Annotated in this window: 12 protein-coding genes; 9 read left to right on the top strand and 3 right to left on the bottom strand. The window is 31.6% G+C overall.

Annotation, left to right across the window (positions count from 1 at the left end; genetic code table 11):
• The first annotated feature begins 192 nt into the window (after positions 1–192).
• Genes iorA through PUD86_00275 form a run of 3 tightly spaced genes read left to right on the top strand, consistent with a single transcriptional unit; the run spans position 193 to position 2,992 of the window.
• Positions 193–2,079 carry an indolepyruvate ferredoxin oxidoreductase subunit alpha gene (iorA, locus tag PUD86_00285; GenBank protein ID MDD6775723.1) on the top strand — a complete coding sequence of 629 codons (1,887 nt, stop codon included), beginning with the start codon at positions 193–195 and terminating at the stop codon, positions 2,077–2,079.
• 5 nt (positions 2,080–2,084) lie between these two features.
• Entirely contained in the window at positions 2,085–2,669 is a 585-nt protein-coding gene (locus PUD86_00280; protein ID MDD6775722.1) for an indolepyruvate oxidoreductase subunit beta, read from the top strand.
• A 44-nt stretch (positions 2,670–2,713) separates the two neighbouring features.
• Positions 2,714–2,992: a hypothetical protein gene (locus PUD86_00275; protein MDD6775721.1), complete on the top strand. Its 279-nt coding sequence runs from the start codon at positions 2,714–2,716 to the stop codon at positions 2,990–2,992.
• Between the two features lie 71 nt (positions 2,993–3,063).
• Here the strand turns inward: PUD86_00275 and PUD86_00270 are convergent, their stop codons facing one another.
• Positions 3,064–3,495 (bottom strand): amino acid-binding protein, encoded by a 432-nt coding sequence (locus PUD86_00270; protein ID MDD6775720.1) that lies wholly within the window; start codon positions 3,493–3,495, stop codon positions 3,064–3,066.
• 9 nt (positions 3,496–3,504) lie between these two features.
• Positions 3,505–4,806, bottom strand: coding sequence for a phenylacetate--CoA ligase (locus PUD86_00265; GenBank protein ID MDD6775719.1), 1,302 nt, complete (start codon positions 4,804–4,806; stop codon positions 3,505–3,507).
• 194 nt (positions 4,807–5,000) lie between these two features.
• On the opposite strand from PUD86_00265, the gene PUD86_00260 reads away from it, so the two are divergent.
• From PUD86_00260 to PUD86_00250, 3 genes are all read left to right on the top strand, one after another.
• A complete protein-coding gene (locus tag PUD86_00260; GenBank protein ID MDD6775718.1) occupies positions 5,001–5,804 on the top strand; it encodes a hypothetical protein in 804 nt (267 codons plus the stop codon).
• Positions 5,805–5,886: 82 nt separating this feature from the next.
• Positions 5,887–7,497 (top strand): sodium:solute symporter family protein, encoded by a 1,611-nt coding sequence (locus tag PUD86_00255; protein MDD6775717.1) that lies wholly within the window; start codon positions 5,887–5,889, stop codon positions 7,495–7,497.
• Positions 7,498–7,676: 179 nt separating this feature from the next.
• On the top strand, positions 7,677–8,297 hold the full coding sequence (locus PUD86_00250) for a carboxymuconolactone decarboxylase family protein (protein ID MDD6775716.1): 621 nt from the start codon (positions 7,677–7,679) through the stop codon (positions 8,295–8,297).
• 11 nt (positions 8,298–8,308) lie between these two features.
• Here the strand turns inward: PUD86_00250 and PUD86_00245 are convergent, their stop codons facing one another.
• Complete coding sequence (locus PUD86_00245; GenBank protein MDD6775715.1) at positions 8,309–8,716, bottom strand: pyridoxamine 5'-phosphate oxidase family protein; 408 nt, start codon at positions 8,714–8,716, stop codon at positions 8,309–8,311.
• 265 nt (positions 8,717–8,981) lie between these two features.
• Between PUD86_00245 and PUD86_00240 the strand changes: the two genes are divergently transcribed.
• The 3 genes from PUD86_00240 to PUD86_00230 are packed head-to-tail and all read left to right on the top strand — an operon-like array spanning position 8,982 to position 11,902.
• Positions 8,982–10,088 (top strand): ABC transporter substrate-binding protein, encoded by a 1,107-nt coding sequence (locus tag PUD86_00240; GenBank protein MDD6775714.1) that lies wholly within the window; start codon positions 8,982–8,984, stop codon positions 10,086–10,088.
• Positions 10,089–10,097: 9 nt separating this feature from the next.
• Positions 10,098–11,111, top strand: coding sequence for an iron ABC transporter permease (locus PUD86_00235; protein MDD6775713.1), 1,014 nt, complete (start codon positions 10,098–10,100; stop codon positions 11,109–11,111).
• Complete coding sequence (locus PUD86_00230) at positions 11,102–11,902, top strand: ABC transporter ATP-binding protein (protein MDD6775712.1); 801 nt, start codon at positions 11,102–11,104, stop codon at positions 11,900–11,902. Before PUD86_00235 ends, PUD86_00230 begins: the two co-directional genes overlap by 10 nt.
• Positions 11,903–11,908: the final 6 nt, after the last annotated feature.

Here is an 11,908-nt window from a genome sequence, read left to right as displayed (position 1 = left end):
CAAAATAAATTAATGAAGTTATAATTTATTCTGTAATTATCTTTGTATCTTAACAATATATTATATTTACTATGAATATTTAAAAAATTGACATAAGTCTATTTTTTCATTATTTTTTTGGATAATTTAATAAATCTTATATAATTTAGAGTAAATATATAATATATTAACGATTATTTGAGGAGTAATACAATGAATTTAAAAGAATTAGTCACAGGAGCTGCTGGTGAAAAACAATTTTTACTAGGTAATGAAGCGGCTGTAAGAGGACTTATCGAAGCAGGTATTTCTATTGCAGCTACATATCCAGGAACTCCTTCATCAGAGATTGGAAATGTATTGTCTGTATTGGCTAAGGATGCTAATATTTATTTCGAGTTTTCTACTAACGAAAAAGTTGCAATGGAGGTTGCAGCAACTGCAGCAGCATCCGGTCTTAGGTCATTTACATTTATGAAACATGTTGGTATGAATGTTGCAGCAGATTCATTTATGACAACTGCTTATTCTGGCGTAAATGGTGGAATGGTTATTTTATCTGCTGATGATCCATCTCTTTTCTCATCTCAAAATGAACAAGACACACGTAACTATGCAAAATTGGCAAATGTGCCTATTTTAGAACCATCAAACTGTCAAGAAGTAAAAGATATGGTTAAATATGCATTTGATTTATCAGAACAGTTCAACTTACCTGTTATTGTTAGAACCACTACTCGTGTATCTCACATGAGAGGTGTTGTTGAATTTGGAGACGTTAAAGATAACTCATCAAACTGCGATGACCACTGGAAGAGAGGTCATTTCAACAAAGACCCATCACAATACGTTCCAGTACCAGCATTTGCTGGAGATATGCACGTAAAACTTTGGGATAAAATCCACAAAATTGAAGATGTATCAAATAAATCAGATTTCAACTGTGAAATTGGCTCTGATAAAAAATACGGTTTAATAGCTTCAAGCAGTGCATTTAATTACGCTCATGATGTTGTAAAATTCAACGATTTGGATATTAAAATCTTAAAATTAGGATTCTCATATCCTTTCCCTCAGGACAAGGTTGCTGAATTCTTAAATGATGTTGATGAAGTATTTATTGTAGAAGAAGTTGATCCAATCATTGAAAGAGACACATTAGTTTGTGTTGCTTCTAAAAACCTCAACGTTCAAGTTCACGGTAAATTAGATGGAACTTTCCCAATTTATCATGAATTTAATTCAGATATTGTTGCTGATGGATTAAACAAAGTATTAAACTTCAAAGAGGATAAAGAAATTTCATTCTCTCAAAGTTTGGAAAAATTAAGTGAAGATATTCCTTCCCGTGCTCCTGTTTTATGTGCAGGTTGTCCTCACAGAGCAATGTATTATGGAATAAACGTTGCAATTGAAGAATTGGGATTATCACCAAATGATGTTGTATTTGCTTCAGATATTGGATGTTACACATTAGGTATCAACCCACCTTACAACGCAGCTGATTACTTGTTATCTATGGGTTCAAGTGTTGGAGACGGATGTGGATTTTCAGTTTCAACTGACCAGAAAGTAGCAAGCTTCATTGGAGATTCTACATTCTTCCACAGTGGTATTTCTCCATTGATAAATGCAGTACACAACAAACACAACTTTGTTTTAACTGTATTGGACAACAGAATCACTGCAATGACTGGAGGTCAGCCAAACCCAGGTATTCCAGTTGACGGTATGGGAGATGAAGCTCCTGAAGTATCTATTCGTAAATTAGCTTTAGCTTGTGGCTGTGATTATGTACGTGTAATCAATCCATTTAACTTAGAACAAGTTGTTAAAACCTATAAAGAAGCATTTGAAAGAAATGATGCGGCAGTAATTATATCAAAAGCTCCATGTACTTTAATCAAAGGTTTAACTAGAAAACCTCCTGTTAAATTAGTTGAAAGTAATTGTAATGACTGTGACAAATGTGTATCTGAATTAGCATGTCCTGCTATTTCTAAAATCAACGGAAAAATAACTATTGACGAAGCACAATGTGACGGATGTTCTGCATGTATACAAGTTTGTAAATATGGTGCTTTAGAGGATGGTAGGTGAGAAAAATGAATAATCATTATAGTATTTATATTTGTGGTGTTGGGGGTCAAGGAATTATCAAAACTTCAACAATTATCGGTGAAGCTGCAATGAACCAAGGTTTGGATGTAGTAATGAGTGAAATTCATGGTATGTCCCAAAGAGGGGGATCTGTTTCTACTGAATTAAAAATAGGTGGTTATAACTCATCCATTATTCCTAAACAGGGTGCAGATATGTTGCTTTCATTTGAACCAATTGAAACAATAAGAGGATTGGACAAAGTAAACAGTGAAACCAAAATTGTCTATAATACTCATCCGATTATTCCATCTTCATCTGACAAGCAATATCCAAATGTTGATGAGATTACTAAAACTTTAAAAGAAAATTTTAAGTATGTTCTTCCAATTGACGGAACTCAATTAGCTATTGATGCTGGAAGCGTACTTGCATTGAATATGGTTCTTTTAGGTGCAGTAACAGCTGATGACAAGTTCCCATTAACTAAAGAATCAGTTATTGAAGCTATGAAAAATAATTTAAAACCTAAATTCCATGACATGAATCTTAAAGCAATTGAAAGTGGATACAAATCCATTAAAGGTTAATTTAAATACTATTTAAAATAAAGTTTAGATTGAAGTGTGGTATTATGGCATATCAAATCGACAATGCAATTATTAAAAAAGATGCTGATGGAAGATTAACTTTAATTGACCCAGAAAATGTCTTTGCTAATGAATCAGCTTTTATTGCTGTTAAAAGTGATGATTTAATTACTATTCAATTGTTAATCAATTCCATTATGAAAAATGATTTCAAAAAATGGAGAGATTTAGGGGTAATTCCTGATAAGGAACCAATTAAAAGCCTATTTGTTCGTTTAGGCTACTCAAAAGAAGATATAGCTCACATGTTAAAAGAAATGTAGCTATCTTTTTTTATTCTTTTTTTTTTAAATAAATTTTAATAAAAAATAGTTTAGAAAAGATTAAATCTTTTCTATAAGTTTTTAATATCGTTTTCATCTAATATGGAAACGTCACTATCTTGTAATGCTTCAATAGCTTGGTCCATATTTTCTAATCTCATAACAACAATAGCTTCATCAGTTTTAGAACTTACAAATGCATATAAGTATTCTAAATTGATTCCTTTTTCATCAAATACTGCTAATGTTGAGTTTAATCCGTTAGGTTCATCTGGAACTGCTATGATGATAACTTCATTTTCTCTTACAACAAAACCGTTGTCTTCGAGTGCAGCGATAGCTTTTTTGTTATCAGAAACAATCAATCTTAAAATTCCATATTTTGTAGTATCTGCAATTGAAAGAGCACGGATATTAATGTTTTGTTGTGCTAAAGTGTCGATTGCTTTTTTAATTCTACCTTCTTTGTTTTCTATAAAAATTGAAATTTGTTTTACTGCCATGCTATCACCTTATTCAAAATTCCTTTCATCAATTACACGAACTGCTTTACCTTCACTTCTTGGAAGGGTTTCAGGTTCACAGATTGTTACATCGACTCTAAGTCCGGTTTCAGATCTGATGGAAGCTTGGATTTGTTTTTCAACTTTTTCCATTTCTTTCATTTCATCGAAGAACAATTCTTTTGATGCTTCAACTTTAACTTCTACTTCATCTAAAATATCCGGTCTTGTTACATGAATCATGTAGTTTGGACTGATTCCTTCGATTTTAAGTAACGCTTTTTCAATTTGAGATGGGAATACCATTACACCTTTGATTTTTAACATGTCGTCACTTCTACCGGTGATTCTGGTCATTCTAACGGTGGTTCTTCCACATCCACAGGTTTCACCAACTAATGAAGTTAAGTCTTTGGTTCTGAATCTTAAAATAGGCATTCCAGTTTTGGTTAAGGAAGTTAAAACAAGTTCTCCTTTTTCACCATAATCTAAGGTTTCACCGGTTTCAGGGTTAATGATTTCAGGATAGAAATGATCATCTTGAATGTGCATTCCATCTTGTTCACCACATTCCTGAGCAACTCCAGGTCCCATAACTTCTGTTAAACCATAAATGTTGTAGGTTTTAATTCCAAGAGATGCTTCAATTCTTTTTCTCATTTCGTCAGTCCACATTTCAGCTCCGTGGATTCCTGCTTTTAAATTAATGTCTTCTAATGGGATTCCTGCTTTTTCACGGGATTCTCCAAGGTACATTGCATAAGAAGGAGTACAGGTTAAGATATCACTTTGGAAATCAACCATAGTATCAAGTTGTCTTTTGGTATTTCCTGCAGAGATAGGTACTGTAATTGCACCCATTTTGTTTCCTCCGTGGTGAATTCCAAATCCTCCTGTGAATAATCCGTATCCGTATGCGTTTTGAATAATGTTATCTTTTTCAGCTCCAGTCATTTTAAGACCACGTGCAATACATTCTCCCCAAATATCTAAATCATTTTGGGTGTATGCAGTAACTGTTGGTTTTCCAGTTGTTCCGGATGATGCGTGAATTTCTACGATGTCTTCACGAGGAACTGCAAGTAATCCTAATGGGTAAGCTTCTCTTAAATCGCTTTTTGTAGTAAATGGTATTTTTTCAATATCTTCTAAGGTTTTGATATCTTCTGGTTTCAAACCGATTTCATCAAATCTTTTTTTATAAAACTCTACATTTTCATATGCGAGTTTTACAGTCTTTTGAAGTCTTTCGAGCTGTACTTTTTCTTTTTCATCTTTACTCATACATTCGGCTTTTTTATCCCAAAACATAGTATCACTAGTTTATCATTTTTTCACTATGTTTAATTATTTGTGTTGGTTATTATAAATATTTGTTCTTTTGTATAATTGATTGGCTTTATTATTGTTTTAAGAGTGTAAAATCATAAATAAAGATTAATTTTTATTTTATTTTTCAAAAAAACTATTTATAATACTTTAATTTAAATTAAATTGGTGATTATTTGAATTTAAAGCTAAAACAGTCTATGGGGGAATTTGATGGGGGAAATTTTGAACAGGCACTGGATATTTTAGAAGAAATTGGAAGTGATGATGAGGATTACAAATTTGCTTTAATGCTTAAATATAACTGTTTAATGAATTTGGGATGCTTTAGTGATGCACTAACAATTATAAATCTCCTGATTTGTGATAATCCTTATGCATTATTGTTTTGGATAGATAAAACTAAATGTCATTATTTTTTAGATGATTTAAGTAATATGGGTAGTGCTCTTGATAATGTTGAACGAATTGTTGATATATGCAATACAGATGAGCTATCTGATTTGATGAAGCTATGTACTTTAATTAAAAAGTATGAAAAATCCTTAAAATATTGTAATATGATTTTGGAAATTGATGAAAATCATGTTGGTGCACTTCTTGAAAAATCACTGCTTTCAACATTTATAGATGATAAGCAAATGATGAATGAATGTGGAAACATGCTTTTAGATCAAAATTTTGATGATTTTGCGACTATGATGGTTCCATTTGTGCTTAAGGTTTTTTCTAAAAAATATGATGACTGTCTTAAGATGGTTAATGAATTAAAAGATATTGATTTAAAAAATGCTGAAAAATTAAAAAATGTGATCTATACTCAAATGTTATGTGATTTGAATATTCAGATTTTTCTTGAAAAAAGTGTTGAATTAACATTGGATGAGTCAATATCTTTGTTATTTAAGTATAATTATGATGGAATTGTATGTGGAACGGTTAGAAATGTTAATTATCGTATAATTAGTTGTAATTCGTGAAATTATGGCCATTTTAAGCAATATTTATATACCTACTAATTAGATAATTATTAATGTATATTTCTATTTTGAGGTATTATTTATGGACGTAATGATTTTAACAATCGTATTTATACTTTACATATTCGCACTTGTATTTGTTGGGTATTACGCATACAAAAAAACAAATTCATCTGAGGATTTCATGCTTGCTGGTAAGGATACACATCCTTTCATCATGGCAATGAGTTATGGTGCGACATTCATCTCGACAGCAGCTATCGTCGGTTTTGGGGGAGTTGCAAGTCAATATGGTATGAGTGTTTTATGGTTAGCATTCTTAAACATCATTGTCGGTGTATTCATAGCATTTGTATTTTTAGGTAAAAGAACTCGTAGAATGGGACATGCTCTTGATTCATTAACATTTCCTGAATTTTTAGGTAAACGTTTCAACAGTAAATTTATCCACTATTTCTCTGGATTGATTATCTTTTGTGCAATGCCACTTTATGCAGCTGTTGTATTGATTGGAGCTGCAAGATTCTTGGAATCATCTCTTTTGATTAATTTCAGTATTGCACTTCTCATATTATCAATTATTATTACATTCTATGTATTGTTCGGAGGTATTCGTGGTGTAATGTATACTGATGCATTGCAAGGAAGTATTATGGTAGTAGCTATGGTATTCTTGCTTGTATTCGTATATTGGATGTTTGGTGGTGTTGAAAATGCAAACTCAGCATTAACAAACATGGTACATCTCTATCCGGCCAGTGCTACTGCAACAGGAGGAACAGGATGGACAGCATTTCCGGAATTTGGAACTCCATTCTGGTGGTCACTTGTATCTTCAACCCTTATTGGTGTAGGTATTGGGGTTCTTGCTCAACCTTCATTAATTGTAAGATTCATGACTGTTAAATCCGACAAAGAATTAAACAGATCTGTTTTAATTGGTGGTATTTTCATTGCAATCATGCCAACTACTGCTTATATCGTTGGAGCTTTATCAAATGTATACTTCTTTGATAAATTAGGTAAAATCGCAGTAGATGTTGTTGGAGGAAACATTGATAAAGTTATTCCAACATTTATTACCATGGCATTACCTGAATGGTTTGTATATGTTTTCTTACTTTCATTAATTGCAGCAGCAATGTCTACAATATCTTCACAATTACACACTCAAGGTACTTCCTTTGGTGTAGATATCTACGGAACTTTAAGAGACAAAACCAAACAACCTGTAGATCAGGTAACTATTACAAGAATCGGTATTTTAATAGCTATTGTCTTAGCATTAGTAATGGCATTCATACTTCCTGGAAGTGTAGTTGCACTCGGAACAAGTTTGTTCTTTGAAATCTGTGCAGCAGCATTTTTACCAGTGTTCTTGGCTGCTCTTTACTGGAAAGGAGTTACAAGACTCGGAGCTATTTCAGGAATTGTATCCGGAACATTTGTCAGCTTATTCTGGTTAATGTTTGTATTCAAAAAGACTGCTGTAGGACTTGGAATTTGTAAATTCATTTTCGGAGTAGAAACTTTACTTCCTGCAGCACCATGGCCGTTTATTGATGTAATGTTAATTGCAGTACCTATCTCTGCTTTATTTACAATTGTTGTAAGTTTACTTACAAAACCTCTTGAACAAGAAGTTATTGATAAAGCATTTGAAAACATCGATAATAAAGGAAGTGATGCATAATGGGATTTTTAGGAATTGAAGACCCAATGATTTGGGGAGTATATGTTGGAATTATCCTATCTACTGCTTTATGCGTTGGTTATGGTATTGTAAACTGGAATAAAGGAGATTAATTCTTCTTTATTAATTTTTCTTTTTTTCAATAATTTTATTATATATTATTATTAAATACTATTTTCATGAAAGAATTGTTTGCTTATTTTACTGCTTTTAAAAAAAGAGATCCTGAATTTCATGAAAAATTTGAAAACTTTGCATTTGAGGAAGTTTTTGAAAATTCATTATTATCAAAAAAAGAATCTATTTTAGTTATATTGGCCTCATTAATTGGCTGTCAGTCACCTAAAGCTTTTAAAAAGATTTTAAAAGCTTCTTTGGATATGGATATAACTCCTGTTGAAGTAAAACAATTGCTTTACCAGTCAGTTGTTTATGTTGGATTTGGAAAAGCACATAACTTCTTTGGTGTTGTATCTAAAGTATTTGACATGAAAGATATCGAGTATCCTCTTGAAAGCCAGTATGTTGCTAAAGATGAAGTAAATAAAAATCATTTTGAAAGTTTCTGCTTTGATGATATTTATGATGGTGGTTTAAGCGAGTGCGAAAAACAGTTAATTGCATTTTCTCTTCTTGTATCTCATGGTGGATGTGAAAATCAACTTGAATCCAATATTGAATCTAATTTAGCTGTTGGTAATGATGGGGAAAAATTAATTTCAGTTTTAAGAGCAATATTACCATATATTGGTGTTCCAAGAGCATCAAATGCATTGGAAATAATAAAAAATAGATATTAATGTTTTAAACATTAATATTTAAATTCACATGATTCTTCTACAGCAAACATATTTCTAATTTCTGCAGTTGCATCATTAAGGAAAAATACGCCCATTTCCCAGCCATTTGATTTGTATATTTCACCTATTTCTGGCATTAATTCGAAAGCTTTTTCGACTACTTCTTCATTTTTGGTTAAATCAGCAACTCCATAATATCTTAAGATATGTTCTCCATCCCATGCACTTATCTCAACGTTAGGATTGTTTTCAATTTGTTTATAAGCATCTTTAAATGTACCTATTCCAAAATAGATTTTGTCTTCGTGGAGTAAATGGAATCCAAGAGGTCTTACTTTTGGTTTATCTCCATCAACGGTTGCAAGGTAGAATACTTCTGCTTTAGATAATAATTCGTCTATTTTTTTGATATCTGACATTTTTACACCTCTGTTTTATATTAGAACTTTAAATATTTTATAGTTTTAGTATTGTCGTTGTTAATTAATTAATAACGTGATTTTTGTTTATTTTCCATTAATTCAATATATTTTTTATCCAATTTCTAATTAAGTAAATTTATAATTGCTAAATTTAATTTTCAACCAATTTTTTTAATTATTTTTTATTTAAAATTTTATGGAAAACTTTTTTAATGTCTTGGTGAATAAATAGTAACATCGAAATATTTTTTTGGGGGATTTAATGGAAAAAAAGGTTAAAGTGATTATTTTAATGTTGGTTGTTTTAGCAGTACTTGGTGTTGCTACTCAGTTATTTTTAGCTCCTTCTTCTGATGGTGTTGAAGGTTCTAAAAATATTACTGACATGGTAAATAGGACAGTAAAAGTTCCTATGGAAGTTAAAAATGTTATAGCTACTTCTCCACCATTGACTACTGTAGTATATATGATTGCTCCAGACAAATTAAAAGCAGTTAATTTCCAATGGACTGATGAAGAATTAAAATATGTTCCATTCCAATATGCTAATTTACCAGTTGTTGGTGGATGGTATGGTACACAGGATGGAAACTATGAAGAATTTATTGCAGCAGAGCCTGATGTTGTCTTGGAGTCTACTGATGAAGGTGGAAACAACGATTTGTCAATAGTTGATGAACGTCAAAGCAAATTTGGTGATATTCCTGTTGTTGGTGTTCAGGATACTGTTAATATTAAATCATTAAATAATTCTATTTCATTTATGGGTGATTTGATTGGTGCTAAAGACAAAGCAAATCAGCTCAATGATTTCAATAACAAATATTTGAAGATGGTTGAGGAAAAATCTGCTAAATTATCTGATGGTGATAAGAAAACAGTTTTCTATGCCGCTGGTTCTGATGGTTTAAAAACTTATCCGTCCGGTGCAGCTCATGGTCAGTTAATTGACTGTGTAGGTGGAAAAAATGTTGCAGATGCACTAAATCAGGGAAATACTACTGGTGGTGTACAGGTATCTATTGAACAAGTAATTAAATGGGATCCTGATGTTATTATAACCAATAATATGGACTTCTATAATAGTGTATATAAAAATCCTAACTGGGCTCATTTGAAAGCTGTTAAAAATAAAGATGTTTATGTATCTCCACAATCTCCATTCAAATGGTTTGACAATCCGATTGGTGCTAATATGATTATTGGTCTTCCATGGACTGCTAAAGTCATTTATCCTGAAGATTATAAGGAAATTAACATGGTAGATACAACTAAAGAGTTCTACAGTAATTTCTATCATTATGATTTAAGTGATGATCAAGCAAAAGAAATTTTAACCGGCTCAGGACTTAAGGAGTCAAACTTGTAGGTAATAATTATGGATAAAGAATCAAAGGAAATTATTAGTATTTTACTTTTAATTTTCCTTCCAATTATTTTATTTTTCGCATCATTTTTGCTTGGAAGATATCCAATAGCTCCTTTTGATGTTATAAATACATTGTTATGTCCGATATTTCCACAATGTGAAGTTTCACCAACAATAACAACTATTGTTTTTGAAATTAGGCTTCCAAGGATACTCGGGGCTTTTGTTGTTGGTTCTTCTCTTGCAATGGCAGGAGTTGCATTTCAAAGTATTTTTAAAAACCCACTTGTATCTTCAGATTTACTTGGAGTATCTAATGGTGCAGGATTTGGAGCAGCATTAGCTATTTTAATAAGTGGTGTTGGTGTTGTTACTCAAATATTTGCATTTATTTTTGGAATTATTTCTGTTTCAATTACTTACATGCTTTCAAAAGCATATAAATCTGGTGGAATATTAGTGCTAGTTTTATCAGGGGTTGCTATTTCAGCATTCTTCAGTGCTTTGGTATCTGCTATAAAATTTGTAGCTGATCCAAATGATAAACTTCCAGAAATTGTATATTGGCTTATGGGTAGTTTAGCTTCTGTAACTGTGGATAAATTAATCATGATTTTAGTTCCTGTTGCTTTAGGTATGATAATCCTATTTGCTTTAAGATGGAATATGAACTTACTTGCAATGGGTGATGAAGAAGCACAATCTTTAGGTATAAACCCCTCAAGAGTCAGATTATTAATTATTATTGGTTGTACTTTACTTACTTCAGCTGCAGTGTCTATAAGTGGTATTATCGGTTGGATTGGACTTGTAATTCCACATATGGCTCGTATGGTCGTTGGTTCTGATAACAGAATATTAATTCCAGCATCTTTGAGTCTTGGTGCAAGTTTCTTATTGTTGATTGATAATATTTCACGTGCTCTAATTTCAATTGAAATTCCAATAGGTGTTTTAACTGCAATTATTGGAGTACCAATATTTTTATACTTACTTAAAAGAGGGTATTCAGAATGGGCGTAGATAAGTTATTTGAAGTTAAAAACATCTCATTTTCATATGATGATGAAGAGATTTTCTCTGATATTAGCTTTTCTCTTGATAAAGGTGATGTATTGTGTATTTTAGGACCAAACGGGACTGGAAAAACTACTTTGATTAAATGTCTTAATGGTTTACATGATATTTCTTCTGGTGAAATTCTAATTAAAGGAAAAAACATTAAAAAATTGTCATTTAAGGAAATTTCCAGAAATATCGGTTATATTCCTCAAACTCATACTCCTTCATTTCCATTTAAAGTGATTGATGTTGTTGTAATGGGAAGAGCTCCTTATTTGGCATTAACTGATGCACCTCGTGATAAAGAGATTGAAATTGCACTAAATGCCCTAAAAACTTTAGGTATTGAATATCTCAAAGATAAGGATTATACCAATCTAAGTGGTGGGGAAAGACAAATGGTCTTTTTAGCAAGAATATTGTGTCAGCAACCGGACATATTGATATTGGATGAACCAACTTCTCACTTGGATTTTGGAAATCAGATTAAACTTTTAGAAATTGTTGATAATTTAGCTAAAGCAGGTATTTCCGTTATAATGTCTTCACATTTCCCGGATCATACATTTTTAAGCTCAAATAAAGTAGCTATTATGAAAGATGGTGGGTTTGTTGACTTTGGAAGTCCTGATGAAGTTGTAAATGAAGAAAATTTAAGAAAAGCATATTCAATTGATGTAAAATTAGTTGAATTAGAGGACAACAGGAAAGTATGTGTTCCTCTTAAAACAAATTTAAAATTAGATTTATAAGGTGAT

This window comes from Methanobacteriaceae archaeon, from assembly GCA_029219465.1.
Taxonomy (GTDB): domain Archaea; phylum Methanobacteriota; class Methanobacteria; order Methanobacteriales; family Methanobacteriaceae; genus Methanocatella.
This window is presented reverse-complemented; position numbering and strand designations above follow the sequence as displayed.

Bases quoted from the DNA above. Each gene is read 5' to 3' on its own strand.
- iorA (MDD6775723.1), top strand. From the start codon at position 193: ATGAATTTAAAAGAATTAGTCACAGGAGCTGCTGGTGAAAAACAATTT.
- PUD86_00255 (MDD6775717.1), top strand. From the start codon at position 5,887: ATGGACGTAATGATTTTAACAATCGTATTTATACTTTACATATTCGCA.
- PUD86_00250 (MDD6775716.1), top strand. From the start codon at position 7,677: ATGAAAGAATTGTTTGCTTATTTTACTGCTTTTAAAAAAAGAGATCCT.
- PUD86_00230 (MDD6775712.1), top strand. From the start codon at position 11,102: ATGGGCGTAGATAAGTTATTTGAAGTTAAAAACATCTCATTTTCATAT.
- PUD86_00270 (MDD6775720.1), bottom strand. From the start codon at position 3,495: ATGGCAGTAAAACAAATTTCAATTTTTATAGAAAACAAAGAAGGTAGA.
- PUD86_00240 (MDD6775714.1), top strand. From the start codon at position 8,982: ATGGAAAAAAAGGTTAAAGTGATTATTTTAATGTTGGTTGTTTTAGCA.
- PUD86_00280 (MDD6775722.1), top strand. From the start codon at position 2,085: ATGAATAATCATTATAGTATTTATATTTGTGGTGTTGGGGGTCAAGGA.
- PUD86_00265 (MDD6775719.1), bottom strand. From the start codon at position 4,806: ATGTTTTGGGATAAAAAAGCCGAATGTATGAGTAAAGATGAAAAAGAA.
- PUD86_00275 (MDD6775721.1), top strand. From the start codon at position 2,714: ATGGCATATCAAATCGACAATGCAATTATTAAAAAAGATGCTGATGGA.
- PUD86_00235 (MDD6775713.1), top strand. From the start codon at position 10,098: ATGGATAAAGAATCAAAGGAAATTATTAGTATTTTACTTTTAATTTTC.
- PUD86_00245 (MDD6775715.1), bottom strand. From the start codon at position 8,716: ATGTCAGATATCAAAAAAATAGACGAATTATTATCTAAAGCAGAAGTA.